This is a genomic window from Streptomyces sp. SM10, assembly GCF_002910915.1.
GTDB lineage: Bacteria > Actinomycetota > Actinomycetes > Streptomycetales > Streptomycetaceae > Streptomyces.
Genome location: NZ_NEUF01000100.1, coordinates 92,098 through 118,540 on the forward strand (window position 1 = coordinate 92,098; position 26,443 = coordinate 118,540).

General features: G+C 68.0%; 19 protein-coding genes, 3 rRNA genes and 1 pseudogene. 17 read left to right on the forward strand and 6 right to left on the reverse strand.

The window, feature by feature from the left end; translation table 11 throughout:
* The first annotated feature begins 129 nt into the window (after nucleotides 1-129).
* From B9S57_RS15200 to B9S57_RS15240, 9 genes are all read left to right on the forward strand, one after another.
* A complete protein-coding gene (locus B9S57_RS15200; protein ID WP_103516130.1) occupies nucleotides 130-2,715 on the forward strand; it encodes a polysaccharide lyase family 8 super-sandwich domain-containing protein in 2,586 nt (861 codons plus the stop codon).
* Nucleotides 2,716-2,992: 277 nt separating this feature from the next.
* Nucleotides 2,993-3,529: a hypothetical protein gene (locus B9S57_RS15205; protein WP_103516101.1), complete on the forward strand. Its 537-nt coding sequence runs from the start codon at nucleotides 2,993-2,995 to the stop codon at nucleotides 3,527-3,529.
* A 74-nt stretch (nucleotides 3,530-3,603) separates the two neighbouring features.
* Nucleotides 3,604-4,503 (forward strand): oxidoreductase, encoded by a 900-nt coding sequence (locus B9S57_RS15210; RefSeq protein ID WP_103516102.1) that lies wholly within the window; start codon nucleotides 3,604-3,606, stop codon nucleotides 4,501-4,503.
* A 541-nt stretch (nucleotides 4,504-5,044) separates the two neighbouring features.
* Complete coding sequence (locus tag B9S57_RS15215) at nucleotides 5,045-5,353, forward strand: hypothetical protein (protein WP_014047394.1); 309 nt, start codon at nucleotides 5,045-5,047, stop codon at nucleotides 5,351-5,353.
* 182 nt (nucleotides 5,354-5,535) lie between these two features.
* Nucleotides 5,536-6,402, forward strand: coding sequence for a hypothetical protein (locus B9S57_RS15220; RefSeq protein WP_103516103.1), 867 nt, complete (start codon nucleotides 5,536-5,538; stop codon nucleotides 6,400-6,402).
* Nucleotides 6,392-7,741, forward strand: a complete 1,350-nt coding sequence (locus B9S57_RS15225) for a hypothetical protein (protein ID WP_103516104.1) — start codon at nucleotides 6,392-6,394, stop codon at nucleotides 7,739-7,741. Before B9S57_RS15220 ends, B9S57_RS15225 begins: the two co-directional genes overlap by 11 nt.
* On the forward strand, nucleotides 7,738-9,288 hold the full coding sequence (locus B9S57_RS15230) for an SCO6880 family protein (RefSeq protein ID WP_103516105.1): 1,551 nt from the start codon (nucleotides 7,738-7,740) through the stop codon (nucleotides 9,286-9,288). Before B9S57_RS15225 ends, B9S57_RS15230 begins: the two co-directional genes overlap by 4 nt.
* A gap of 39 nt (nucleotides 9,289-9,327) precedes the next feature.
* The gene (locus B9S57_RS15235) at nucleotides 9,328-10,725 is read left to right on the forward strand and encodes an ATP-binding protein (RefSeq protein ID WP_258036396.1); all 1,398 of its coding nucleotides are present in this window, start codon (nucleotides 9,328-9,330) and stop codon (nucleotides 10,723-10,725) included.
* Between the two features lies 1 nt (nucleotide 10,726).
* Complete coding sequence (locus B9S57_RS15240) at nucleotides 10,727-12,271, forward strand: type IV secretory system conjugative DNA transfer family protein (protein ID WP_103516107.1); 1,545 nt, start codon at nucleotides 10,727-10,729, stop codon at nucleotides 12,269-12,271.
* Nucleotides 12,272-12,288: 17 nt separating this feature from the next.
* On the opposite strand, the gene B9S57_RS15245 is transcribed toward B9S57_RS15240, so the two are convergent.
* Nucleotides 12,289-12,855 (reverse strand): GNAT family N-acetyltransferase, encoded by a 567-nt coding sequence (locus tag B9S57_RS15245; RefSeq protein ID WP_103516108.1) that lies wholly within the window; start codon nucleotides 12,853-12,855, stop codon nucleotides 12,289-12,291.
* Nucleotides 12,856-13,175: 320 nt separating this feature from the next.
* On the opposite strand from B9S57_RS15245, the gene B9S57_RS15250 reads away from it, so the two are divergent.
* The 5 genes from B9S57_RS15250 (at nucleotide 13,176) to B9S57_RS15270 (ending at nucleotide 17,485) form a co-directional block, all read left to right on the forward strand.
* Entirely contained in the window at nucleotides 13,176-14,099 is a 924-nt protein-coding gene (locus tag B9S57_RS15250; protein ID WP_103516109.1) for an ATP-binding cassette domain-containing protein, read from the forward strand.
* Nucleotides 14,096-14,884 carry an ABC transporter permease subunit gene (locus B9S57_RS15255; protein ID WP_103516110.1) on the forward strand — a complete coding sequence of 263 codons (789 nt, stop codon included), beginning with the start codon at nucleotides 14,096-14,098 and terminating at the stop codon, nucleotides 14,882-14,884. The genes B9S57_RS15250 and B9S57_RS15255 overlap by 4 nt, the downstream gene beginning before the upstream one ends.
* A gap of 21 nt (nucleotides 14,885-14,905) precedes the next feature.
* Nucleotides 14,906-16,204, forward strand: a complete 1,299-nt coding sequence (locus B9S57_RS15260) for a sensor histidine kinase (protein ID WP_103516111.1) — start codon at nucleotides 14,906-14,908, stop codon at nucleotides 16,202-16,204.
* On the forward strand, nucleotides 16,201-16,869 hold the full coding sequence (locus B9S57_RS15265; RefSeq protein WP_103516112.1) for a response regulator transcription factor: 669 nt from the start codon (nucleotides 16,201-16,203) through the stop codon (nucleotides 16,867-16,869). Before B9S57_RS15260 ends, B9S57_RS15265 begins: the two co-directional genes overlap by 4 nt.
* 76 nt (nucleotides 16,870-16,945) lie before the next feature.
* The gene (locus tag B9S57_RS15270; protein ID WP_103516113.1) at nucleotides 16,946-17,485 is read left to right on the forward strand and encodes a DUF1707 domain-containing protein; all 540 of its coding nucleotides are present in this window, start codon (nucleotides 16,946-16,948) and stop codon (nucleotides 17,483-17,485) included.
* A gap of 208 nt (nucleotides 17,486-17,693) precedes the next feature.
* On the opposite strand, the gene B9S57_RS34890 is transcribed toward B9S57_RS15270, so the two are convergent.
* Both B9S57_RS34890 and B9S57_RS15280 read right to left on the reverse strand, forming a co-directional pair.
* Nucleotides 17,694-18,122 carry a DUF6193 family natural product biosynthesis protein gene (locus B9S57_RS34890; protein WP_308457401.1) on the reverse strand — a complete coding sequence of 143 codons (429 nt, stop codon included), beginning with the start codon at nucleotides 18,120-18,122 and terminating at the stop codon, nucleotides 17,694-17,696.
* Nucleotides 18,123-18,154: 32 nt separating this feature from the next.
* Nucleotides 18,155-18,526 carry a helix-turn-helix domain-containing protein gene (locus B9S57_RS15280; RefSeq protein ID WP_103516115.1) on the reverse strand — a complete coding sequence of 124 codons (372 nt, stop codon included), beginning with the start codon at nucleotides 18,524-18,526 and terminating at the stop codon, nucleotides 18,155-18,157.
* Between the two features lie 91 nt (nucleotides 18,527-18,617).
* Between B9S57_RS15280 and B9S57_RS15285 the strand changes: the two genes are divergently transcribed.
* From B9S57_RS15285 to B9S57_RS15290, 3 genes and pseudogenes are all read left to right on the forward strand, one after another.
* Nucleotides 18,618-19,469: an SDR family oxidoreductase gene (locus B9S57_RS15285; protein ID WP_103516116.1), complete on the forward strand. Its 852-nt coding sequence runs from the start codon at nucleotides 18,618-18,620 to the stop codon at nucleotides 19,467-19,469.
* A 31-nt stretch (nucleotides 19,470-19,500) separates the two neighbouring features.
* Nucleotides 19,501-19,614, forward strand: a pseudogene (locus B9S57_RS36395) (tautomerase family protein); the annotation flags it as partial.
* A gap of 334 nt (nucleotides 19,615-19,948) precedes the next feature.
* Nucleotides 19,949-20,758, forward strand: a complete 810-nt coding sequence (locus B9S57_RS15290; RefSeq protein WP_146057759.1) for a hypothetical protein — start codon at nucleotides 19,949-19,951, stop codon at nucleotides 20,756-20,758.
* A gap of 227 nt (nucleotides 20,759-20,985) precedes the next feature.
* On the opposite strand, the gene rrf is transcribed toward B9S57_RS15290, so the two are convergent.
* The 3 genes from rrf to B9S57_RS15305 form a co-directional block, all read right to left on the reverse strand.
* Nucleotides 20,986-21,102: ribosomal RNA gene (gene rrf / locus B9S57_RS15295) — 5S ribosomal RNA — on the reverse strand.
* Nucleotides 21,103-21,181: 79 nt separating this feature from the next.
* Nucleotides 21,182-24,307 (reverse strand): 23S ribosomal RNA (locus B9S57_RS15300).
* 303 nt (nucleotides 24,308-24,610) lie between these two features.
* Nucleotides 24,611-26,136: ribosomal RNA gene (locus B9S57_RS15305) — 16S ribosomal RNA — on the reverse strand.
* The 16S, 23S and 5S rRNA genes sit together here, the layout of an rRNA operon.
* Between the last annotated feature and the right edge of the window lie 307 nt (nucleotides 26,137-26,443).

Genomic DNA, 26,443 nt, shown 5'->3' on the forward strand with positions numbered 1-26,443 from the left:
ATGCCGTCATGCCGTCGACCGTGATCGAGGCCACTGGCAGTGCACCCGCCGTTGACACCGGCGAGACGGGGTTGGTTGGCTGGAGCCGAGGGGAACAAGCGCTTACAGGCCGGACTTTGGAGCGTGCTGGTGGAGCTCTCGCGTCGTTCCGCACTGTCCGTGATCCCTGCCGCCACGCTCTGGGCGCTGTCCCGGTCCCTGCGGGCCGGTGCGGTGCCCCGGCCCGCTCCGGCCGCCGCACCGGGCACCCCGACGTCTGCGGACGAGGAGGCGGCCACTCTCCTCGGCAACACCGTCGCGGTCTTCGCCGGCACCCCCGGATCGAACGCCCGCCCCGAGGTCGCACCGAAACTCGCCGCGCTGCGGGAGACGGCAGCGGCCCGACTCACCGCGATGGACGGCGCCGGGCGGGACGAAGTCTTCGCGGGCCTCCCTCTCGGCACCAGCGATGCCCACCTGAGCACGACGTACCAGTACCTCTACGAGACGGCCCTCGCCGCCTCTCTCCCCGGCCCGACCGGGGTCCCCGGCCCGGGCGACGACGCCACGGCGGTCCGGCGCCGGGTTCTCGACGCCCTCGTCCGGCTCCACGACGGCTGGTTCGGCGACCAGTCGAAGGGCTACTACGGCAACTGGTTCCACTGGGAGATCGGGATCCCGGCCTACGTGACCAAGACCCTGGTCCTCCTGAGGGACGAGGCCGCGCTCCACCGCCCGGACCTCACCGCGACCTACGTCGCCTCCATGGACGCGTACCTCCGCAACGGCAAGGACGGCGACGTCGATCTCGACTCCCGCTTCCACACCGGCGCCAACCTCGCCGACATCACGACCAACCGGATCCTCCAGGGCGCCCTGCTGGGCGACGACACCCGCATCACGAAGGCCCTGGCCGACCAGTTGACCGTCTTCGCGACCATCGACCCCTACCGGCTGCTCCACGGGGTGACCGACGGCTTCTACGCCGACGGTTCGTTCGTCCAGCACGGCTCCGTCGCCTACACGGGTTCGTACGGCAAGGGCCTGCTGACCCGCGTCGTCCAGACCATCAAGATCCTCGACGGCACCGACTACGTACCCGACGGCAGCCTGGTCGGCGTCGTACAGGGCTGGGTCGCCGACGGGTTCGCCCCGCTCGTCTTCGAGGGCTGGATGATGGAGGTCGTCAAGGGCCGCGCCGTCTCACGGACGGGCACGGGGTACGCCGACGCCGCCGCCGTCGTGGAGGCCGTCGTCGACCTCTCCGCGTACACGGACCGCAGCGGCACCGAGGCCCTGGAGAGCTACGTCAGACACGTCCGGCAGACGTCGAAGGCGGCCCTCGACCCGACGTCCTTCGTGTCCCCCGTGAGCATCGCCCGCCACGCCGACATCCTGAACTCCCCGGGGCCCGCCGAGGACCTCGCCGCCCCCGCCTCCCACGGCGCGTTCAACGCGATGGACCGGACCGTCCACCGCCGACCCGGATACGCCTTCGCCCTCGCCCGCAGCTCCTCGCGCGTCAGCATGTACGAGTACATGAGCGGCGAGAACCTGATGCCGTGGTTCCAGGGCACGGGCGCGCACTACCTCTACCTCTCGGGCGAGGACCAGCGACAGGCCTTCGGCATCGACTACTTCACCGCTGTCGAGCCCCACCGCCTCGCGGGCGTCACCGCTCCTGTGGAGGCACGGCACAGCATCCCCGAGCTCTACGGCACCGCCTGGTACGACAACCCCGAGCGCGGCTTCACCTCGTCCTCCGAGTCGCAGAACACGTACGTCTACTTCCCGCGCGCCACCCACCCGTACTCCGGAGGCGTACGCCTCGGTGCCTACGGTGCGGCCGGTCTCGTCCAGTCCGACGACGCGGCGTACGCCGCCCTGCAGGAGGGCTCACTGCCCGGCGACTTCGTCGCCTACCGGGCCGCGCGCGCCACCAGGTCGTGGTTCATGTTCGACGACGAGATCCTGGTGCTCTCCGCGGGCGTGACCGGCCTGGCGGGCCGCGCGGTGACCACGACGGTCGACAGCCGCATCGCGGCCCCCGCCTCGCCTGTCTCCGTCACGGGCGGGCTGCGCGACGGGTCGCCCTGGAAGAGGACCGGGGCCGCTCCTCCGGCCTGGCTGCGGTACGCCGACGACAGCAGGAGGACCGCGGTCGGGTACGTCTTCCTGTCCGGCCCGGCCCCGGTCGTCGCCCTCGACACGGTCACCCGCAGCCGGCGCCTCGTACGTCTCGCCAACGCGGACACGGCGGTGACCAAACAGGTCTTCACCGTGTCCTACGAGCAGGCCGCCGGAGAGCGGCCCGCCGCCATGGCACACGTCCTCGTCCCGAACGCCTCGGCAGAACAGCCGGCGTCCTACGCCGACGGCCGCCTCTCCGTGCTGTCCAACACGGTCCGGCTGCAGGCGGCGGCACACAGGGACCTGGGCATCACCACCGCGAACGCCTTCACCCCGGGGACCCACCGGGCGGGCCGGCTCTCGGTCGACGGGCCTGCCTCGGTCATGGTGCGCCGGAGCGCGGGCGGCACGTACACCCTCGCGGTCTCCGACCCGACGACGACACGGCACACGGTGTCGGTCACCCTCCACGGACACCCCCTGCGTACGGTCTCCCGCGATCCCGGCGTCCGTGTCCGCCCCGTCCCGGGTGGCACCCGCGTCGACGTCACGACCCACCAGGCCTACGGCCTCAGCCTCACGGCGACGCTGCGCGAGAGCCCCTGAGAACCCACCCGGGCAGGGAACGCGGGCGAGCAGAGGCCTCACCGTCGGACCTGACCTGACCGGCGGACAGCCCGCCCCCGGCGGCCGCACCTTCGCGACAGGGGCGCGCGCTTCGTGCGGCCCTCCCGCCCCAGGAGTCGGGCCCGTCCGGCGAACCGAGGACGTGGCCTCCGAGACGCCGGCACGCTGACACCGTCAGCGCGTGGCGTCACGCTTCCTGACGTCACGCGGGTGAGTATGTGCGGACCCAGCCCTCTTCCCGCACCGAGGCGATGCGATGTCCGACCGCGCCGACCATGCCCGCCGAAGGGGCACCGCGCCGAGGCCGGCCTCGCGGTACCGACCCCGGGAGCAGTCGCTGTTCAGCGTCGTCTACGGCCTGGTGCTGGCCAGCGCCCTCGTGGCAGCACTGGACCCGGCGGGCGAGGAGGCCGATCCCGGCCCGGACGCGCTGTGGGTGGTGCTCACCGCGCTGGCGGCGGGCGCCGCCCATGGGTACGCGCACGTCATCGCCCAGCGCGCGTCCGCCGACGGGACGGCCGCCCCGGGCAGGCTGCGACTGGTGCTCGCCGAGTGGCCCCTGCTCGCCGCCGTACTGCCCACCGTGGGCATGCTGCTTGCCGCGGCCGCCGGGTGGTGGGCAGAGTCCACGGCCGTGGACACAGCCCTGCTGGTCAACACCGTCGCCCTGTTCGGCTGGGGCGCCTGGGCCGCCCGCACCGCCGGGCACGGCTGGCCGTCCGCATGCCGGGCGGGAGGCATGGACATGCTGATCGGCCTGCTGATCGTCGCCGCGGACGCCCTGATCAAGTAGCCGGCCCGCCAGGCGGAAGGACGTCGAACGTCCGGGGACACGATCCAGGACGATCACGGTGGAACAATCCGACGATGACCTCATCATCGGACACGATCAACGCATCAGCTGCCGGCACCTGGACACTCGGTGATCTGACGGTCAACCGGATCGGCTTCGGCGCGATGCGCCTGACGCAGGACGGCGCGGCGTTCGCACAGGGCCCCTCCAGCGATCGCACCCGGGTCCTGGACCTCCTGCGCCTCGCCCTCGATCTCGGCGTGAACCACATCGACACCGCCGCGTTCTACTTCTCGCCGCTGCGGTCCGCCAACGAACTCATCAACAGCGCACTCGCCCCCTACGCGGACGACCTGGTCATCACCACGAAGGTCGGGCCCGGTCGCGACCCGTCCGGCGCATGGACCTGGGCCACCCCGGAGCAGCTGCGCGGACAGGTCGAGGAGAATCTGCGCCAGCTCGGCCGCGACCACCTGGACGTGGTGAACCTGCGCATCGCGCGCTCCCGTACGTCCGAGTCCGTCGCCGACCACTTCGGCGCCCTGGCCGAACTCCGCGAGGCAGGCCTCATCCGCCACCTGGGCCTGTCCAACACCTCCCCGGAGCAGCTCGCCGAGGCCCGGAGCATCGCACCCGTCGTCTGCGTGCAGAACATGTACAGCATCGACTCGCCCGCCGAACACCACGCCTTCCTCCGCACCTGCGGCGAACAGGGCATCGCCTTCGTGCCCTTCTTCGCCATCGCCGGCGCGGGGCAGGAAGGCGGCGCGACCACCGCCGACAGCGAGTCCCTGCTCAGCGTGGCGCGCACCCACGGGGTGACACCGGCTCAGGTCCGCCTGGCCTGGACACTCCACCAGGGACCGCACGTCCTGGCCATCCCGGGCACCGGGAACCCGGACCACCTCGTCGAGAACGTGGCCACGGGCACCCTGCGGCTGAGCGCCGACGACCTGGCCCTCCTCGCACCGTGACCCCTCCCCCTCGACACCCGCGCACCCGCGCACCCGATCGACCACAGATGGAAGGACGAGCGGTCGTTCGCCGAGAGGACCGGGCACCGTCACCCCTGGGGCGACTTCGAGCCACCCTCCGGCTGAACCATTCCGCCCTGGCACCCGAAACCACTGCGCACCGGGCAACGCCCCGCAAGGCCGCAACGCCTTCCCCGCCCAGCACCTGACGGCCCGTCCACCGGAAGCCACCGGCGCACGGACGGCTCTCGAACAGCGCGTACGAATCCCCCGTCCTCCGCGAACGCACCGACCGCATCCGGAACCATGGCCACCGTCGTTGCTAGCCGTCACACCGCGTGATACACAGAGTAACCGCGCATATGCGGGCGGAACCCCACACGAGTCGCAGGTCAGAGCGGCCCCTCCGGTCAAACGTGCGAGATCCGGGTAAAGAGACCCGGGAAGGCGTCGTGCGATGCCGGTTTCATCAGCGAAGATAGAGACCGACCCGTGTCGCACGGCACGGGATGCGAACTACCCAACAGGGGCGGTGACTTACATGATCCTGGCAGCTGAAAAGGGCGACATCACCACCATCATCGGCGGAATCGCCCCGAACTGGGGGCCGTTCGGGACTCTGGGCAACGAGGCGCGCATCATGATCGAAGTGGTGATGGCGGTGGCCATCCTGCTCTGCCTCGGCATCGCGATCTGGGGTGCGGCCAAACAGCGCATCGGCGCGACGGCGCTGCGCGACACGTTCAGCGCGGAACAGGGCAAGGGCCTCATCGTGGCGGGGCTGACCGGCGTCTTCATCATCGGATCGCTGGGCACGCTGTTCACCATCGTGTACGGGATGGCTGTCTGACCTTCTGTCAGTCCTGTACCTGCCCGCGGGCCTGTCCCCCTTCACCCACCATCCGTCCGTCGTGCCCACCGGCAGAGGTTGCGTCCCCTGATGTCCAGTCACCACACCGCACTCACGCGGACCCCGGTACCGCTACCGTCGTACTACGCGGAACTTCACACGGCTGAGGGGACGGACGCGGCATGAGCCAGGGCGATGAGCGCGGCTACGGCGGCCATGAGCCGGGCGGTCGCACGGACGATGCGTACAGCACCCTCGGCGGGACACGCCAGACGCGCACACGCCTTCCCGGCGGCGACGAGGGCGACGGCTACGGCCGTCGGCCCGCCCGGAACTCCCGCTCCCTGGTCATGGTGGTGGGCGTGGTGGTCCTCCTGATCGCGGCGATCGCGTTCGCGAACCAGGGCGGGGGCAGCACCTCGGGCGACGGCGGTGAGCCGAAGTCGGACGCGGCGGGGGCGGGCCCCACGGCCGCCACGGGCACGAAGCCGGTCCAGGGCAAGAACGGCACGATCGCCTCGGGCTTCGCGCACGACGAGCAGGGGGCGCAGAGCGCGGCGGCGAACTACGCGGTGGCGCTGGGGTCCGCGGAGATGTTCGACAAGACGAAGCGTGACGGCATCCTTGACGCGGTCATCGCGCCAGCGTCCATCGACAAGTTCCGGACGACGCTCGACAAGGCGTACTCGACGGAGTTCTTCAGGAACGTCGGCCTCAACGACGACGGAACCACCCCCGCCGACTTCGCTTTCATCTCGCGCACCACACCCATCGGGACCAAGGTGACGAAGTCGTCCACCGACAGCGTGACCGTCGATGTCTGGTGCTCCGGACTGATCGGCTTGGCCGGCGAAGGGTCTACGAAGCCCGTCACGGACGGCTGGTTCACCATCACCATGGAACTCCAGTGGGTCAACGGCGATTGGAAGGCCATCACTCACTCGCAGAAGGATGGCCCTGCCCCCGTGGGCGGCGACAACAGAGCATCCAGCGCCGACGAGATCGCCGGCGCGGTCAATGGGTTCGGAGGCTTCACCTATGCCCGGTAAGCCCTGGCCCCGTCTGCGCTCCGGCGTTGCGCTCCTGGCCGCGCTGCAGACCTCGCTCATCGTGTTTGCCACGAAGGCCGCAGCCGACCCAACGCCCACGCCGAGCCCGAGCAGCAGCAACAACCGCTGTGACCTGATCTACGGTGCTGCCCGTGACTACTGCGAGGACGGCGAAGCCGGCGCGGCCGACCGCAGCACACCCCCCGTCACCGACGACGCCCTCGACCCCCTCTCCTCCCTGGCCCGCGGCTGCGCCGACGCCGCCGTCTACCTCGTGCGCGAGCTCAGCAAGGCAGTCGACAGCACCGCGACCGTCGACTTCACCAACTCGACCTTCCGCCTGCAGTACGCCGTCGTCTTCGCCGCCTCCACCATCCTCACCCTGGTCCTGTGGCTCTTCGCCGTGGCCAAGCGCGCCATCAGGGGCGTGCCGTTCACGACCGCCATCTCCGAGGCCGTCGGCTTCCTCTGGCTCACGGTCCTGGCCTCGGCCTTCACGCCGCTCATCCTGTACGTGGTGGTCTCGGCCACCGACGGTGTCACCGAGGTCATCTCAGCCGCCACGGGCGGACAGAACGATGTCTTCTTCGGGTCCTTCGCCGAGGCGCTCAAGAAGGGCGACGACATCGGCGGCGGGCCGGTCATGCTGATCGTCGTCTCGCTCGTGTCGATCCTCGCCGCCGGCATCCTGTGGCTGGAGCTCGTGATCCGGGCCGCCCTGCTCTACGTGGGCGCCCTTCTCGGCGTCGTCGTGTACTCCGGGCTGGTCGACAAGAACATGTGGGGCCACGTCCGTCGCTGGGCGGGGATCATGATCGCCGTGATCATGGTGAAGCCCGTCATCGTCATCGTGCTCGGTCTGGCCGGGGCGCTCTCGGCGGACGACGGCCCGAACGCCTTCTCCGCCGTGGTCTCCGGTCTCTCCATCATCCTGCTGGCCATCTTCGCCTCCGCCATGATCTACCGTTTCGTCCCCGGCTTCGGTGACGAGATCCAGGGCGCCCGGACCAACCGCAAGCAGGCGACCGACGGCTCCCAGGCCGCCGCCATGATCAGCTCGCCCGCCGCTCTCGTCTCCCAGGGCATCAAGACGCACAGCGGCCGCGGCGGCGGCGGTGAGGGCGGTGGCGGGGGCGGCGGAGCCCGCCCGGCCAACCCGGTCAGCGGCGGTGTCGCCGCACACAGCTCCCGCAACCCGGGCGGCGGTGGCGGCACCGCCGCGCCCTCGCCCCGCAGCGGGTCCGGACCCACCTCCGGCACCCCCCACGGCAGCCGCTCCCCGCGCGGAGGCGGTTCAGGCAGCACAGGCAGCACGAACACAGGAGGTGGAGGGCGTTGACGATCCAGTCCCACACGATCGCGCCCCGCCGCACGTATCTCATCGGCCGGGCCCGGCCGAACGCGATCGTCGGCAAGAACCGTGAGACGGGTGAGATCGCGCTGATCATCGCCGGGGCGTTCCTCGGCATGATGAGCGGCCTCCTCGTCCCGGCCCTCTCCCTGCGGATCGTGTCCCTCGTGGGCTTCCCCATGCTGGCCCTGGCCGTCGTGTACGTCCCCTACAAGGGCCGCACCTTCTACAAGTGGTTCGAGATCAACCGCAGCTTCAAGCGCACCCTGCGCCGCGGCACGGCCTACCGCTCCTCCGCCATGGAGGCCGGAGTCGGCGCCGACGGGCGCGAGGTGGAGATCGGGCCGCCGCCCGGCATCGGCCGGATCAGCTGGCTCGCCGCGCCGTTCGGCCCCGACGAGATCGCCGTGCTGCTGCACGCCGACCGGCGTACGGTCACCGCCGCCATCGAGATCGAGGGCCCCGGCGTCGGCCTGCGCGACAGCGAGGACCAGGAGGCCCTGGTCGACCGCTTCGGCACCCTGCTCAAGCACGTGGCCAACGGCGACGGCTTCGTGACGCGCCTCCAGATGCTGGCCCGTACGCTGCCCGCCGACCCCGACGCACACGCCAAGGACGTCGCCCAGCGCGGCGACAGGTCCGCGCCCGGCTGGCTCCAGGACTCCTACGACCAGCTCCAGTCCATGGTCTCCACCTCCAGCGAGCAGCACCGCGCCTATCTCGTCGCCTGCATGCACTACAGCCGCGACCTGGCCGCCGAGGCCAACGCCATGGCCCGTGCCGTCCGCCCCCAGGGAGGACGCAAGGTCGACCGCGACTCCGGTCTCGCCGTCGTCATGGCGCGCGAGCTGACGGACATCTGCGCCCGGCTCGCGGAGGCCGACATCCGAGTCCGCCAGCCGCTCGGCCAGAGCCGGCTGGCCTCGCTCGTGCACTCGATGTACGACCCCGACCACCCCATCGACCACATCCAGGCGATGACGAAGCGCAACGCCTGGCCGGCCGAGCTGGACGCGGTCGAACCGACGTTCCTGCAGGCCAAGACCCGTGAGTCGACGACCCGCGCCCCCTGGTGCCACTCCACGGCCTGGGTGAAGGAGTGGCCGATGACCCCGGTCGGCGTCAACTTCCTGGCCCCGCTCCTCGTCCACACGCCCGACGTGATCCGCACGGTCGCGGTCTGCATGGACCTCGAACCCACCGAGCTCGCCATCGAGCGGATGCTGACGGAGAAGACCAACGACGACGCCGAGGCCAGCCGTCAGGCCAAGATGAACCGCACGGTCGACCCGCGCGACATCGCCGCCCACGGCCGGCTCGACCAGCGGGGTGAAGATCTCGCGAGCGGCGCGGCCGGGGTGAATCTGGTGGGGTACATCACCGTGTCGTCCCGGTCCCCCGAGGCCCTCGCCCGCGACAAGCGGACCATCCGCGCCTCGGCCGGAAAGTCGTATCTGAAGCTGGAGTGGTGCGACCGCGAGCACCACCGTGCCTTCGTGAACACCCTGCCGTTCGCCACCGGCATCCGACGCTAACGAAAGGGCAGTCACGCCATGCGAGATCCGCTGTCCGCGATGTCGGATGCCTTCACCACCTTCCTCTTCGGGAAGGTGGAGACGACCCGGCTGCCGGTGCGCACGTCGACGGGCCAGGCCCAGGCCGTCTACCTGCCGACCGCCGCGCCCGGCCTCGGCGACTCGGGCGTGATCATCGGGCGTGAGGTGTACTCGGGCAAGGGCTACATCTACGACCCGTTCCAGCTGTACGGGCAGCAGCTCCCCGCCCCGCACTGGCTGGTTCTCGGCGAGTCCGGCAACGGCAAGTCGGCGCTGGAGAAGACCTATGTGCTGCGCCAGCTCCGCTTCCGTGACCGCCAGGTCGTCGTCCTGGACGCCCAGGGCGAGGACGGCGTGGGCGAGTGGAATCTCATCGCCGAGGAGCTGGGGATCACCCCCATCCGGCTGGACCCGACGGCCGCGCTGAACGACGGGATCCGGCTCAATCCGCTCGACCCGTCGATCACCACGACGGGGCAACTCGCCCTGCTCCGCACGATCATCGAGGTCGCCATGGGTCATGGCCTCGACGAGCGGTCCGGCTTCGCGCTGAAGGTCGCGCACGCCTACGTCAGCAACACCCTGACCAGCCGGCAGCCGGTCCTGATGGACATCGTGGAGCAGCTGCGCCACCCGAAGCCCGAGTCCGCCGAAGCGATGAACGTGGACATAGACGATGTCCGTGCCTGGGGCCTGGACGTCGCCCTGGTCCTGGACCGGCTCGTCGACGGTGACCTGCGCGGCATGTTCGACGGCCCGACCACGATCGGCATCGACCTCGACGCCCCGCTGATCGTCTTCGACCTCTCGCACATCGACCGCAACTCCATCGCGATGCCCATCCTCATGGCGATCGTCGGCGTGTGGCTGGAACACACCTGGATCAGGCCCGACAGGAAGAAGCGCATCTTCCTCGTGGAGGAGGCCTGGCACATCATCAACTCCCCGTTCGTCGCCCAGCTCTTCCAGCGGCTGCTGAAGTTCGGGCGGCGCCTCGGGCTGTCCTTCGTGGCGGTCGTCCACCACCTCAGCGACGTCGTCGACGGGGCCGCGGCGAAGGAAGCGGCGGCCATCCTGAAGATGGCCTCCACCCGCACGATCTACGCCCAGAAGGCGGACGAGGCCAGAGCGACGGGCAAGGTCATCGGCCTGCCCAGGTGGGCGGTCGAGATCATCCCGACGCTGACCCCGGGCATCGCCGTCTGGGACGTCAACGGCAATGTGCAGGTCGTCAAACACCTGATCACCGAGGCGGAACGCCCCCTGGTCTTCACCGACCGTGCGATGACCGAGGGTTCCGCGGCCGATCTGCTCCCCGAGGACATCCGCGCCGCGGAGCTGGAGGCGGAGCAGCGGGCGGCACGGATCGAGCACCAAGCACGGCTGAACGATCCGTCCGAGTCAACGGTGGCCTGACATGGCACGCCAGGCACCATCGGGTACGGGGCGCGGCGGCGAGGGGCAGGGCGGCATCCCCGACGGCCTGCTGATCGGTCTCCTGGCCTTCCTCTTCGCGCTGATGGTGCTTGCCTGGACGGCCACCGGACTGGCCGGGCTGTTCGCCCACGGTGGCTGGCCCGACGGCGTCACGTTCATGCGGACACCACTGGCCCTGCGCGCCCTGGCGGGCGAGCCGACGGACCTGGCGGGCGCCTGGCCCGACACCCCGCCCTCGGCGCTCTCCGGGTACGGGCTGTTCTGGGGCCTGCTCATCGGCGAGGTGATGGTGCTGCTGGTCCTTTCGGTGTTCGCGGTGGGCGTGGTGACGCGCTGGCGCCTCCTGCGGAAGCAGCGGCACGCTGCCACGGCCCCGTACGAATCCGGGCAGGACGTCGTAGGCGCCCGGCCCACCGCCCAGGAGCCCGGCACAGGAGCCCGGCCCGCCGAGGCGCCCATGTCTCCCGCAGAGGCGTCCCCGGCCCCCGCCCCGACGGCCTTCGAGGCCGCCCCGACCCCCGCGTACGCCCCCGGGCAGCCCCTCGCCGCGTACGTGGCACGCGACCCCTCCCCGTTGGTGCCCACGCCCCGGACCCCGCACCTCCTCTACGGCGCCTCCGCCACCCGGCGCCCCGCAGTCGTCCAGGCCATCCGGGACGCCGAAGGCCCCGCCCTCGTCGTCACGTCGGACCCCACGGTCTGGGCCGAGACGAAGGACGCCCGCGGCAAGCTCGGCCCCGTCCCCGTCTACGACCCGGGTCACCTCTGCGACACCCCTGACCGTCTCCACTGGTCGCCCACCGCCGGCTGCGAGGACTCCGCCACGGCGGCCGCACGGGCCGCCGCGCTCCTCACCCCGGTCCGCCCCACGGCCAGGATCGACGCGGCCGTCGCCGACACCGCGCAGACCCTGCTCCAGTGCTGGCTGCACGCCGCCGCCGTGGACGGCCGCCCCTTCCGGCAGGTCCACCGCTGGGCCTCCGGCGCCGGCGGCCACGAACCGGTGCGCCTGCTCCGCACGCACCCCAGGGCCGCCTCGGGGCTCGCCGGTCTCCTGGAGTCGGCACTCACCGCGTACCCCGAACGCCGGGAGGTGGCCCAGGAACTGACCGTACGGGCCTTCGCGGCCCTCTCCTCGGTCCACATCCGTGAGGCGTGCACACCGAACCGAGCCGATGCGCTCGTACTGGATTCTTTTGCACGCGAAGGGGGAACGCTCTATCTGGTCGGTGAACCCATCGAGGATCCCCGGCACCATCCCGGTGCGATGCCCCTGCTCACCGCACTCGCCTCGCACGTGGTCGAGCACGGCCGCCGCATGGCCGCACGGTCAACCGACGGTCGGCTCGACCCACCAATGACGCTCGTCCTCGACGACGTCGCCGCCGTGGCTCCGCTCCCCCAGCTCCCGGAGCTGCTGTCGACCGGCCAGGACCAGGGGATGCCTGCTCTGGTCCTGCTCCGCTCCGAGGAACAGGCCCGCGCCCGCTGGCGGGACCCCCTCCCCTCGCCCGGACCTCACTGACCCGCGCGGCCGCACGCTCACCCCCGGCCGCGGACCGGCCGCAGGATCTCGAACTCCAGCTCCAACGACGTCGGATCGCCCTTCATCGGCAGCGTCGCACCGGTCGGGGCGAAGCCGATCCGGCGGTAGGAGGCAGCCGCACGCGCGTTGGACTCGTGGACGTAGAGCCGCACCCGCTCCAGGGGCGGCCCCGCCAGCGACCAGGACCAGTCGATCGCCTCGCGGAACAGGGCGTCCACCACGCCCCGCCCCCGGTGCTCGGGCCGCACGAACACCCCCACCAGATGGGCCTGATCGACCTCGGCCGCCTCCCCGAAGCCGGGCTCGGCCGCCGGCCGCTCGACGAGCACCGACACCGTCCCCGCCCAGCGGCCGTCAGGCGCCTCGGCGACGAACTGCCTGACGTGCACGCCCGAGGCGGCGCCCGCCGTCCGCTCCTGCCAGAACGCGTCGGGCCTGGCCCGCGCATGCTCGTACGTCTCGAGGAACGCGATCGAGGCCACGGGGTCCTTCAACGACGCCAGCCTGATCTCCCTGGCCCGCTCCCACTCACCGGCCCGCACCGCACGCACGACATAGTCCATCCGCCGATCCTGCCGTGCGGCCCATGCCCCGGCAAACGGAATACGCCGGGCCGTCAGCCGTCCAGTGACATAACGTTCTTGGCATGCGCCGCGGAGGCCTCCGCGGCAGGCCCACCGGGACTCCCGGTGGCCAACGACTGGTTCAGAGCGACGAAGGGGCGCATCCGCTCCTCGTAGCGGGCGAAGGCGGCCGTGTGGTCACCGGGAGAGGCGCCCCGCATAGCCCTCCCCGCTCCCGTCATACCCCGGTACTACAGCATCCCAGGTCTCCAGCCCCCGGTCGGACGACGGCCGGGCGCCGTCTCCGTAGCGTCGACGCCATGATCAGGGCACACGAACTCACCAAACGCTACGGGGACTCCACCGTCGTCCACGGACTCGACTTCACCGTCCGGCCGGGCGCCGTCACCGGCTTCCTCGGCCCCAACGGCGCCGGGAAATCGACCACCATGCGCATGCTGCTCGGCCTGGACGCCCCCAGCAGCGGCCGGTCCACCATCGGGGGCCGCGACTACACCACCCACCCCGCACCGCTCACCGAGGTCGGGGCCCTCCTCGAAGCCCGCTCCGTCCATCCCGGACGCACCGCCTTCCACCACCTCATGGCGCTCGCCCACACCCACGGCATCCCCCGCAGCCGCGTCGAACACGTCCTGGACCTGGCCGGTCTCACCGGAGCCGCCCACAGACGGATCAAGGGCTTCTCCCTCGGCATGGGGCAACGGCTCGGCATCGCCGCCGCACTCCTCGGCGACCCGGCCGCCCTCGTCCTGGACGAACCCGCCAACGGGCTGGACCCCGAAGGCGTCCTCTGGATCCGCAACCTGCTCACCTCCCTCGCCGCGGAGGGCCGGACCGTCCTCGTCTCCTCCCACCTCATGAGCGAGATGGCGCTCACCGCCGACCGCCTCGTGATCATCGGCCGCGGCCGGCTCCTCGCCGACACCACCGTCACCGAGCTGACCCGCGCCGCCGGCGGCGCCTCCGTCAAGGTCGTCACCCCACAGGCCGACACCCTGCGCACCCTGCTGACCGGCCCCGGCGTACGGATCACCACCGCCGCCGCCGGCGAACTGACCGTCCACGGCACCGACGCCGCACACATCGGTCGCACCGCCGCCGAACACGCCGTCCCGCTCCACGAACTCACCCCGGGGGCCGTCTCCCTGGAACAGGCCTTCATGGACCTCACCCAGGAGTCCGTCGAGTACCGGACCACCACACCCACCGGAGCCCCCGCATGACCACCGCCACCGCACACGCCCCGTACCGCGTCACACCGCGCCGCGTCCTGCGCTCCGAGTGGCACAAGCTCTGGTCCCTGCGCTCCACCTGGATCACGCTCCTGTCCGCATCGGCCGTCGTCCTCGGAGTGGGCCTCCTCATGGGCGCCACCTACACCTCGGACGGCGGGGACTCCGACATCGACACCGTCGTCCTCGTCCTCTACGGCACCCTGCTCGGCCAGCTGTGCGTCACGGTCCTCGGCATCCTCGTCACGGCCGGCGAGTACTCCACCGGAATGATCCGGGCCTCACTCACCGTCGTACCGCGCAGACTTCCCGTCCTGTGGGCCAAAGCAGCCGTGTTCGCCGTCGTGGCCTTCACCTGGATGCTCACCACCGCACTGATCACCTTCGTGGCCGCGCAACTGCTCCTGCGGGACACCGACCAGGCCGCCGGACTGACCGACCCGGGCGTCCTCGGCGCCATCACCGGCAACGCGGCCGGCATCACCCTGCTCAGCCTCGTCGCCCTCGGACTCGGCGCCGCCCTCCGCTCCGTGCCCGGCAGCATCGGGGCCCACCTCGGCTGTGTCCTGATTCTCCCCGAGGTGCTGGGCATGCTTCCGTACGATGCCGTGGACAGCGCCCTGAAGTACTTCCCCACCCAGGCGGCGGGAGCGCTCGGCACGGCGACCCCCATCCCGGGCACCGCGGCCACCGGCCCCGCCCTGCTCGCCCTGTGCCTGTGGGCCGCGGCCTCCCTGGGGACGGCGGCAGTGCTCCTGCGCCGACGTGACGCGTGACCGGACGGTGAGGCACAGCTCGTGACGGACCACCGGACAGCCGCCCCGGCAGCGGCCGACGCGAACCGGCAGCCCGGGCACCCGGCCACGGACACCGCCCGCCTGACCCTCTACGTCCAGGTCCTCATCCAGCGGTTGCGCGCCCTCGACCGCCGCCGTCCGCTGCCCTGGGACCTCACGGTCACGGGCTTCTGGGTCATCTTCGCGGTGCTCGACTACACCACCGGCGGGTGGCGCACCGTCGCCCGCGACGTCGAGGCCCCGGAACCCCTGGTCCTGCTGATGAGCCTGTGCTTCTCCGTACCCCTGCTGTGGCGCCGGAGCCACCCGCTCACGGTCCTCGTCCTCATGGCACCCGTCTCCCTGGTCAACATCTGGACGGGCGCCGTCGTCCAGGCCGCCTTCCTCCAGCTGATCCCCGCCTACACGATCGGGCTCCGGCTGCCGCTCAAGACCCTGGCCCGGTCAGGGCTGCTGATGTGCCTCCCCGTGGCGGTGGGCGCCATCCGGATACCCGGCACCGCGGACCGCCAACTCGTCTCCTACCTCTGGGGCTTCGCCTTCGTCGCGCTGCTCGCCATCGCGGTGCGCACCCGGCGGGAGTACACCGAGGCCCTCGTCGAACGCGCTCACCGGCTCGAACGCGAACGGGACCAGCAGGCCCGACTCGCCGGAGCCGCCGAACGCGCCCGCATCGCACGGGAGATGCACGACATCATCGGTCACAACCTGTCCGTCATCACCGGCCTGGCCGACGGCGGAGCGTACGCGGCGGCCAAGAACCCCGAACGCGCCGGCCAGGCACTCGAGGCCATCGGCACCACCAGCCGGCAGGCTCTGGCAGAACTCCGCCGCGTGCTCGGAGTCCTGCGGGACCCGGACCCCGGCGCCGAACGCTCACCCCAGCCCTCCCTCGCGGACCTGGACGCCCTGTTGGACGGCGTACGGGAGGCAGGACTCCCCGTCCGTCTGACCGTCCGGGGCGAGCCACCGCCCGAGACCGCCTCACCGGGCCGCCAGCTCGCCGTCTACCGCGTGGTCCAGGAATCCCTCACCAACACCCTCAAGCACGCGGGCCCCGAGGCCACGGCCGAGGTCGTCCTCACCTACACGCCCACCGGGCTCGACGTCCGCACCACCGACACGGGACGCCGCCAGGCAGCTCCCCCGGACGCAAGGACGGGCCCCCACACCGGCCGGGGCATCGGCGGAATGCGGGAGCGCGCCTCGCTCCACAACGGCACACTCGAAGCGGGCCGGCTCCCCGCCGGCGGCTGGCAGACACGCCTTCGCCTTCCCCTGGAGGACGCACCCCCGTGACGACGGTACTCATCGCCGATGACCAGGCCATGCAGCGCTTCGGCTTCCGCATGCTGCTGGAGAGTCAGGACGACATGACGGTCGTCGGTGAAGCGGCCAACGGCACGGAAGCCGTGGGCCTGGCGGCCCGCCACCACCCGGACGTCGCCCTGATGGACATCCGGATGCCCGGCCTCGACGGCATCGAGGCGACGCGGCGCATCATCGCGTCGGGGTCCCCCACCCGCGTCCTCATCGTGACGACGTTCGACCTGGACGCGTACGCCTACGACGGCCTGCGGGCCGGCGCGAGCGGCTTCCTCGTCAAGGACGCCCTGCCGGAGGAACTCCTCTCCGGCATCCGGGCCGTCGCGAGCGGCGACGCGGTCGTCGCCCCGAGCCTCACCCGCCGCCTCCTCGACGCCTACGCGCACCACCTGCCGGCCGTGCCCGGCGGCCTCCCAGGCACAGGAGACCCGCGCATCGCCTCACTGACGGAGCGGGAGAGGGAAATCCTCACGGTCATCGGCCAGGGCTGGACGAACAACGAGATCGCCACCCGCCTCCACCTCGCCGAGTCCACGGTGAAGACCCACGTCACCCGCATCCTCGCCAAGACCGGATCCCGGGACCGCGTCCAGGCCGTCATCCTGGCCTACGACTGCCGCCTGGTGAACGCCCGCTAGCTGTACGCCCACCGAATTCTGAGCCGGCCGGGGAGTTCGCCGTACTCGCACCACCGCCACGCAGTAGGGTGAATCGGTGGCCTCCCTGCCGGACAACCCGTCACCGCTGATCCGCGACGGCGACCGCGACACGGCCGTGCACCGTCTGCAGGACGCTTACGCCGTAGGACTCATCTCCCACGAGGAGTTGGACGAGCGCCTCCACCGCGTGCTGACCGCCAACGTCCAGGACGAGCTCACGTCGGCCCTGGCCTCACTGCCTGGTGAGCACCCGGGCACCACGTCGACGATCGCCGCCGCCGGTCGGATCCGGCGCCGCGGCGTGTGGCGGGTACCACGGTTCCTCAAGGTCCACTCGGCGTTCGGCAAGGTGCACCTGGATCTCTCCCGAGCGGACTTCGAGCACCCGACCGTCGACATCGAATTGCAGCTCGGCACCGGCAGAGCCAGGATCACGGTGCCGCGCGACGCGGTCGTCGACCTCGGGGGTCTGCACACGGGGTGGAAGGACCTGCGCTACAGGGCCAGGCAGCCGTCCCGCCCCGGCGGACCGGAGATCCGAATCTCCGGCACCATGGGATTCGGACGCCTGAAGATCCGCCACGCGCGGCGTTGAGGCCTCATACACCGAGGACCCCGATGCCTCTGATGAGGGCGGATCAGGCCTCACGCGCCAAGGCCCCGGCAAAGTCGTCCTCTACCCCTGTGACATGGGGTTTTGCGGCGGGGTAACGGTGCGCGGGCGTGTTCCGGTCCGGTTGGACGGAGGTTCCTACGCCGTACCGTCCGACCGGGGGGTCACCCCCGCACCATGCCATCGTCTGTCATCCCCGCGCCTCCGGTGGGGGCCACGGCCCCTCGAAGGCCGGCCCGCAGCCGTGGGGCAGGTGGGCCACCACCAACGCGGCCGCCTCATGCGGTGTGAGTGACTCGCCCAGGACGCGCGGCGACATGCCCAACGGCGCGTACACGGTGCACGATTGTGCGTCGCCCACGATGAACGGCAGGTCGTTGCTCCACGGGAACTGCGTGTTCCGGTGAAAGGTCAGCGCCCCATGGCTCGGAATCGGGAAAAGTGCCCGCAGCCGAGATTCGGTGTAGGCGGCCCCTATGACCGCGGGATTTCCCCGTCGTGCCGTGGGATGCCTCTCCAGCAAGAGCCGCCAGGTCGTCTCGACACTCGTCTCCTCAGTCACTCCGCGATCATGACGCCGGGACTCGGCCAGGACAACCCGCTCCACCCGGTGGCCCACCGTCCCGGTCGTGGGTAGCCCGGTCGAATCCGCTACTGCTCGCCGCCCGGCGACATCCGCAGGGTGATCCGGTCGAACAGCTCTGTCAGCGGCTCACCGACGTCCCTGCCGAACTCGGTGAGCCCGTAGGTGACCTGGGGCGGCGTCGTCGGCTCGACCTCCCGCCAGACGAGGCCGTCCTGGACCAGCGCACGCAGGGTCTGCGCGAGCATCTTCTCGCTGATGCCCTGGATGCTCTCGCGTAGCTCGTAGAACCGGAGGCTTCCGATCCGCAAGGAGATCAGCACCCAGACGCCCCACCGGCTGGTCACATGGTCGACCACGACGCGAGCAGGGCAGTCGGTGTGAAACACGTCATACCGCTCACCCGGTTCGACCTGCCTGCGCTGCACGCTTCCCGCCATGCCATGAGCTTACCTCCAGGTATGTCCTTACCAGAAGTTAGCCCAGCTCCTAGCGTGACGACCGCAGAGGACATCCGACAAGGAGCTGATCATGATCGTAGTGACCGGAGCTACCGGGAACATCGGCCGGCCGTTGACGCAGGCACTGACCGACGCGGGCCGACAGGTGACGGCCGTGTCGCGGAACGCTGCGGCGGTCCCGAACGGCAGTCGCCACATGGTGGCCGACCTGGCTGAGCCGGCCGGCCTCAAGCCCGCCCTGGCCGGGGCGGAGGCGCTGTTCCTGTTGCTGTCCGGCGACCTGCACGCCACCGGTGCCCGTCCCGTCGACATCATCGGCGACGCCGCGGCGGCCGGGGTCCGCCGGGTCGTCCTGCTCTCCACACTGGGTGTGGTGACCAGGCCCTCCGGATCGACGCGGATAGCGATGCGCGCGCTGGAGGGCGTACTGCGGGAGTCCGGACTGGAGTGGACCATCCTTCGGCCGGGCGGCTTCGCCTCCAACGCACTGTGGTGGGCCGAGTCCGTCCGCGCGCAGCAGGTCGTGGCCGCGCCCTTCGGCGACGTCGGGGTGCCGATCATCGACCCGGTGGACATCGCCGCGGTCGCGGCGGCCTGCCTGCTGGACGACCGGCACGTCGGCGGCGTGTACGAGTTGACCGGCCCGCAGGTGATCACCCCGCGCCAGCAGGTGACGGCCATCGCCGCCGCGCTGGGCTCACCGGTTGGTTTCCACGAGCTCACCCGCGACGAGGCCAGAGCCGCCATGTCCCGGAGCATGCCGGCCGAACTCGCCGACGACACCCTGGACATCCTCGGCTCCCCGAGCCCGGCAGAGCTGCGCGTCAGCCCGGACGTCCAGCGGGTCCTCGGCCGCGCCCCGCGTCCCTTCGCCGACTGGGCCACACGCAACGTCGCCGCGTTCCGCGGAGAGGCCGTCTGATGCAGCGGGACCGCCGCTCCACCGGCCTCCGGCCCAGAAGGCGGCGCTGTTCGAAGCCGTCGCCGACCGCGTCACGGCCGGCACGGGGATGCGCCGCGAGGACGTTCTGATGACGGTTCTGGAAACCGCCGCGGAGAACTGGTGAGTGCACGGCCGTACCATCGACCCCGGCACGGGGTTCGACACTCGAATGAGCCCTGAGGCCATGCGGGCCGGTCACCTCGACCGGCGCTGACGCCCCCACCGCAGGTCGGCGTCGGAGGGCAGGAGTACCGGGGAACACGGACGCACCTGCGTGAACTGGGCCATGTGGTTTCCGCTGCCGACCACCCGGCAATCATCCTTCCGACCGTGCGGCGGAGGGGATGACAGTGGCTGAGATACTTAGCAACACACCTGTGGCAAGAGGTAGTTGGGCCAACAGGCACGTGAGACAACCACCCTCCGCGAACACAGCCCGGCTGGCTCCGGAGGACACCTTGCCCGCGCCCTCGCCCGAATACGGCGCCCACCAGGATTCCGAAGCTCGGCAGAAGGCCATCAACGGAGAGCGCAGTCCGCTTGTGGCGATGGCCCAGATCGTTGGTCGGAACCTCCTGGCCAACCGGCAGGAGAAGAAGCGGGTGGAGGCGCATCAGGCGGAGCCGCGCTGGAGCGTGCGGCGGGCTTCCGACACCGCCGAGCACTACCTGGACGAGGTGGCCCGGCACTGCGTCGGCTCGTGGAAGTTCGACGCTCGCAGCCAGGCCCAACTGGTCGGCGCGGTGCCGGACCTGGAAACTCCTCTTCGCCAGATGGCGGACGCCTGCGCCGCCATGCGGGAATCGGACCTGTTGTGGACCAGGCTGGAGGCTGGCCGACTCATCGAACCGGCGCTGCTTTCCGCATATCGGATAGAAGCACTCGTCGCGTCCTCGTTCCGCATCTTTCCGGCTCGGGCGGATCTCCCCTGGATGGGGATGAGAGTCACCTCGCAGCAGAGAGCACGGGGGCTGGAGCGTGCGGTCGCCAGCATCGACGAGGCGATCGGATCCTGGCACACGTTCGCGTTCACCCATCCGGAAGCCACCGAATACAGCCGTCGGCTCGAAGCCCTCGCAGCCAACTTCGGGGCAGAGGCGGAAGCGCGGGAACTCACCCTGCGACGCGAGGAGTGCCTCACGCTCGCGACCGCCGCGAAGATCTCCAGGAACGAGGGACGAGAAGTCCTGCGTCGCCTGTCCGCCGCGCTGGACGCACTCGAGTCGGCCCTCTACCGAGGCGTCCTCGGCGAGGAGCGGCCTGACTGAGGACCGGACTCACATCTGCCGGCCAGTGGCCCTGTCCACAAGAACGGGTTCTGGCTCAGGGCCCCGGCAAAGTCGCCCTGTAGCGCTGTGACGTGGGGTTTTGTGGTGGGGTAGAGCTGCGGGGCGTGTTCCGGTCCGGTTGGATGGAGGTTCCTCACGTCCGGCAAAGGCTGCACAACGCAGAAAAGCCCCGTGCCACAAGGGCACGGGGCTTTCCCGGAATAATTGTTCGGCGGCGTCCTACTCTCCCACAGGGTCCCCCCTGCAGTACCATCGGCGCTGAAAGGCTTAGCTTCCGGGTTCGGAATGTAACCGGGCGTTTCCCTAACGCAATGACCACCGAAACACTATGAAATTAACCAACACCGGAACACAACACGGCCGTTCGTTATTTCAGAACTAACACAGTGGACGCGAGCAACTGAGGACAAGCCCTCGGCCTATTAGTACCAGTCAGCTCCACCCGTTACCGGGCTTCCACATCTGGCCTATCAACCCAGTCGTCTACTGGGAGCCTTAACCACTCAAGGTGGTGGGAATACTCATCTCGAAGCAGGCTTCCCGCTTAGATGCTTTCAGCGGTTATCCTTTCCGAACGTAGCCAACCAGCCATGCCCTTGGCAGGACAACTGGCACACCAGAGGTTCGTCCGTCCCGGTCCTCTCGTACTAGGGACAGCCCTTCTCAATATTCCTACGCGCACAGCGGATAGGGACCGAACTGTCTCACGACGTTCTAAACCCAGCTCGCGTACCGCTTTAATGGGCGAACAGCCCAACCCTTGGGACCGACTCCAGCCCCAGGATGCGACGAGCCGACATCGAGGTGCCAAACCATCCCGTCGATATGGACTCTTGGGGAAGATCAGCCTGTTATCCCCGGGGTACCTTTTATCCGTTGAGCGACAGCGCTTCCACAAGCCACTGCCGGATCACTAGTCCCGACTTTCGTCCCTGCTCGACCCGTCGGTCTCACAGTCAAGCTCCCTTGTGCACTTACACTCAACACCTGATTGCCAACCAGGCTGAGGGAACCTTTGGGCGCCTCCGTTACTCTTTAGGAGGCAACCGCCCCAGTTAAACTACCCATCAGACACTGTCCCTGATCCGGATCACGGACCCAGGTTAGACATCCAGCACGACCAGAGTGGTATTTCAACGACGACTCCACAACCACTGGCGTGGCCGCTTCAAAGTCTCCCACCTATCCTACACAAGCCGAACCGAACACCAATATCAAACTATAGTAAAGGTCCCGGGGTCTTTCCGTCCTGCTGCGCGAAACGAGCATCTTTACTCGTAGTGCAATTTCACCGGGCCTATGGTTGAGACAGTCGAGAAGTCGTTACGCCATTCGTGCAGGTCGGAACTTACCCGACAAGGAATTTCGCTACCTTAGGATGGTTATAGTTACCACCGCCGTTTACTGGCGCTTAAGTTCTCAGCTTCGCACACCCGAAAGTGCACTAACCGGTCCCCTTAACGTTCCAGCACCGGGCAGGCGTCAGTCCGTATACATCGCCTTACGGCTTCGCACGGACCTGTGTTTTTAGTAAACAGTCGCTTCTCGCTGGTCTCTGCGGCCACCCCCAGCTCACCGAGTAAATCGGATCACCAGTGATGGCCCCCCTTCTCCCGAAGTTACGGGGGCATTTTGCCGAGTTCCTTAACCATAGTTCACCCGAACGCCTCGGTATTCTCTACCTGACTACCTGAGTCGGTTTAGGGTACGGGCCGCCATGAAACTCGCTAGAGGCTTTTCTCGACAGCATAGGATCATCCACTTCACCACAATCGGCTCGGCATCAGGTCTCAGCCTTAATGTGTGACGGATTTACCTACCACACGGCCTACACCCTTACCCCGGGAACAACCATCGCCCGGGTTGGACTACCTTCCTGCGTCACCCCATCGCTTACCTAGTACAAGTCTGGTTCGTCGGCTCCACCACTACCCTCAACTCCGAAGAGATCGGGCCGGCTTCACGGACTTAGCATCGCCTGATTCAGTATTGGGCGTTTCAAAGCGGGTACCGGAATATCAACCGGTTGTCCATCGACTACGCCTGTCGGCCTCGCCTTAGGTCCCGACTTACCCTGGGCAGATCAGCTTGACCCAGGAACCCTTAGTCAATCGGCGCACACGTTTCTCACGTGTGTATCGCTACTCATGCCTGCATTCTCACTCGTGAACCGTCCACAACTCGCTTCCGCGGCTGCTTCACCCGGCACACGACGCTCCCCTACCCATCCATACTCCCGTTGAGGATATGTGTATGAATGACACGACTTCGGCGGTACGCTTGAGCCCCGCTACATTGTCGGCGCGGAATCACTTGACCAGTGAGCTATTACGCACTCTTTCAAGGGTGGCTGCTTCTAAGCCAACCTCCTGGTTGTCTCTGCGACTCCACATCCTTTCCCACTTAGCGTACGCTTAGGGGCCTTAGTCGATGCTCTGGGCTGTTTCCCTCTCGACCATGGAGCTTATCCCCCACAGTCTCACTGCCGTGCTCTCACTTACCGGCATTCGGAGTTTGGCTAAGGTCAGTAACCCGGTAGGGCCCATCGCCTATCCAGTGCTCTACCTCCGGCAAGAAACACACGACGCTGCACCTAAATGCATTTCGGGGAGAACCAGCTATCACGGAGTTTGATTGGCCTTTCACCCCTAACCACAGGTCATCCCCCAGGTTTTCAACCCTGGTGGGTTCGGTCCTCCACGAAGTCTTACCTCCGCTTCAACCTGCCCATGGCTAGATCACTCCGCTTCGGGTCTAGAGCGTGCAACTCAATCGCCCTATTCGGACTCGCTTTCGCTACGGCTTCCCCACACGGGTTAACCTCGCTACACACCGCTAACTCGCAGGCTCATTCTTCAAAAGGCACGCAGTCACGACTGCATGTGCAAGCACATACAGCGACGCTCCCACGGCTTGTAGGCACACGGTTTCAGGTACTATTTCACTCCGCTCCCGCGGTACTTTTCACCATTCCCTCACGGTACTATCCGCTATCGGTCACCAGGGAATATTTAGGCTTAGCGGGTGGTCCCGCCAGATTCACACGGGATTTCTCGGGCCCCGTGCTACTTGGGTGGTTCTCAAGCAAGCCGTTGATGTTTCAGCTACGGGGGTCTTACCCTCTACGCCGGACCTTTCGCATGTCCTTCGCCTACACCAACGGTTTCTGACTTGCCGACCAATCGGCAGATTGATCAAGAGAACTCCCACAACCCCGCATGCGCAACCCCTGCCGGGTATCACACGCATACGGTTTGGCCTCATCCAGTTTCGCTCGCCACTACTCCCGGAATCACGGTTGTTTTCTCTTCCTGCGGGTACTGAGATGTTTCACTTCCCCGCGTTCCCTCCACACTGCCTATGTGTTCAGCAGCGGGTGACAGCCCATGACGACTGCCGGGTTTCCCCATTCGGAAACCCCCGGATCAAAGCTTGGTTGACAGCTCCCCGGGGACTATCGTGGCCTCCCACGTCCTTCATCGGTTCCTGGTGCCAAGGCATCCACCGTGCGCCCTTAAAAACTTGGCCACAGATGCTCGCGTCCACTGTGCAGTTCTCAAACAACGACCAGCCACCCATCACCCCACCCTTACAGGCGAGTTCACTGGGGCCGGCAACCAAAGGGACAGACTCAAACGAGCCCGTACCTTCAGATACCCAACAGCGTGCCCGACCCGACCGATCCATTCTCACTTTCCACGCCGAAGCAGTACTCGCAAAAACAACCTGTCGTGCCGAATAGTCAACGTTCCACCCATGAGCAACCACCGTCGAACATTTGCCGACGAAATGGCCTCTGGATTCCCCGAAGAGAATCTAGATGCTCCTTAGAAAGGAGGTGATCCAGCCGCACCTTCCGGTACGGCTACCTTGTTACGACTTCGTCCCAATCGCCAGTCCCACCTTCGACAGCTCCCTCCCACAAGGGGTTGGGCCACCGGCTTCGGGTGTTACCGACTTTCGTGACGTGACGGGCGGTGTGTACAAGGCCCGGGAACGTATTCACCGCAGCAATGCTGATCTGCGATTACTAGCAACTCCGACTTCATGGGGTCGAGTTGCAGACCCCAATCCGAACTGAGACCGGCTTTTTGAGATTCGCTCCGCCTCGCGGCATCGCAGCTCATTGTACCGGCCATTGTAGCACGTGTGCAGCCCAAGACATAAGGGGCATGATGACTTGACGTCGTCCCCACCTTCCTCCGAGTTGACCCCGGCAGTCTCCTGTGAGTCCCCATCACCCCGAAGGGCATGCTGGCAACACAGAACAAGGGTTGCGCTCGTTGCGGGACTTAACCCAACATCTCACGACACGAGCTGACGACAGCCATGCACCACCTGTATACCGACCACAAGGGGGGCACCATCTCTGATGCTTTCCGGTATATGTCAAGCCTTGGTAAGGTTCTTCGCGTTGCGTCGAATTAAGCCACATGCTCCGCTGCTTGTGCGGGCCCCCGTCAATTCCTTTGAGTTTTAGCCTTGCGGCCGTACTCCCCAGGCGGGGAACTTAATGCGTTAGCTGCGGCACCGACGACGTGGAATGTCGCCAACACCTAGTTCCCAACGTTTACGGCGTGGACTACCAGGGTATCTAATCCTGTTCGCTCCCCACGCTTTCGCTCCTCAGCGTCAGTAATGGCCCAGAGATCCGCCTTCGCCACCGGTGTTCCTCCTGATATCTGCGCATTTCACCGCTACACCAGGAATTCCGATCTCCCCTACCACACTCTAGCTAGCCCGTATCGAATGCAGACTCGGGGTTAAGCCCCGAGCTTTCACATCCGACGTGACAAGCCGCCTACGAGCTCTTTACGCCCAATAATTCCGGACAACGCTTGCGCCCTACGTATTACCGCGGCTGCTGGCACGTAGTTAGCCGGCGCTTCTTCTGCAGGTACCGTCACTTTCGCTTCTTCCCTGCTGAAAGAGGTTTACAACCCGAAGGCCGTCATCCCTCACGCGGCGTCGCTGCATCAGGCTTTCGCCCATTGTGCAATATTCCCCACTGCTGCCTCCCGTAGGAGTCTGGGCCGTGTCTCAGTCCCAGTGTGGCCGGTCGCCCTCTCAGGCCGGCTACCCGTCGTCGCCTTGGTAGGCCATTACCCCACCAACAAGCTGATAGGCCGCGGGCTCATCCTTCACCGCCGGAGCTTTTAACCCCGCCCCATGAGGGACAGAGTGTTATCCGGTATTAGACCCCGTTTCCAGGGCTTGTCCCAGAGTGAAGGGCAGATTGCCCACGTGTTACTCACCCGTTCGCCACTAATCCACCCCGAAGGGCTTCATCGTTCGACTTGCATGTGTTAAGCACGCCGCCAGCGTTCGTCCTGAGCCAGGATCAAACTCTCCGTGAATGTTTTCCCGTAATCGGGATCACAACACGAGAGCGGAACGACCAGGTCGGAATATGACCGGTCGTTCACAGCGTCCTCGCTGTTGTTGCCTACCGGACCGTGAAGGGCCGGCAGGACTTTTCAAAGGAACCACCAACCTGCCGAAGCAGGCCGGGGTATCAACATATCTGGCGTTGACTTTTGGCACGCTGTTGAGTTCTCAAGGAACGGACGCTTCCTTCGGTCCCGTTTCACCGGGCCCCTCCGGGCGCTTCCCTTCGTTCTTGCGTTTCCGACTCTATCAGACTCTTTCGTGTCCGATTCCCGG

Bases quoted from the DNA above. Each gene is read 5' to 3' on its own strand.
- B9S57_RS15205 (WP_103516101.1), top strand. From the start codon at position 2,993: ATGTCCGACCGCGCCGACCATGCCCGCCGAAGGGGCACCGCGCCGAGG.
- B9S57_RS15210 (WP_103516102.1), top strand. From the start codon at position 3,604: ATGACCTCATCATCGGACACGATCAACGCATCAGCTGCCGGCACCTGG.
- B9S57_RS15215 (WP_014047394.1), top strand. From the start codon at position 5,045: ATGATCCTGGCAGCTGAAAAGGGCGACATCACCACCATCATCGGCGGA.
- B9S57_RS15220 (WP_103516103.1), top strand. From the start codon at position 5,536: ATGAGCCAGGGCGATGAGCGCGGCTACGGCGGCCATGAGCCGGGCGGT.
- B9S57_RS15225 (WP_103516104.1), top strand. From the start codon at position 6,392: ATGCCCGGTAAGCCCTGGCCCCGTCTGCGCTCCGGCGTTGCGCTCCTG.
- B9S57_RS15235 (WP_258036396.1), top strand. From the start codon at position 9,328: ATGTCGGATGCCTTCACCACCTTCCTCTTCGGGAAGGTGGAGACGACC.
- B9S57_RS15240 (WP_103516107.1), top strand. From the start codon at position 10,727: ATGGCACGCCAGGCACCATCGGGTACGGGGCGCGGCGGCGAGGGGCAG.
- B9S57_RS15245 (WP_103516108.1), bottom strand. From the start codon at position 12,855: ATGGACTATGTCGTGCGTGCGGTGCGGGCCGGTGAGTGGGAGCGGGCC.
- B9S57_RS15250 (WP_103516109.1), top strand. From the start codon at position 13,176: ATGATCAGGGCACACGAACTCACCAAACGCTACGGGGACTCCACCGTC.
- B9S57_RS15255 (WP_103516110.1), top strand. From the start codon at position 14,096: ATGACCACCGCCACCGCACACGCCCCGTACCGCGTCACACCGCGCCGC.
- B9S57_RS15280 (WP_103516115.1), bottom strand. From the start codon at position 18,526: ATGGCGGGAAGCGTGCAGCGCAGGCAGGTCGAACCGGGTGAGCGGTAT.
- B9S57_RS15285 (WP_103516116.1), top strand. From the start codon at position 18,618: ATGATCGTAGTGACCGGAGCTACCGGGAACATCGGCCGGCCGTTGACG.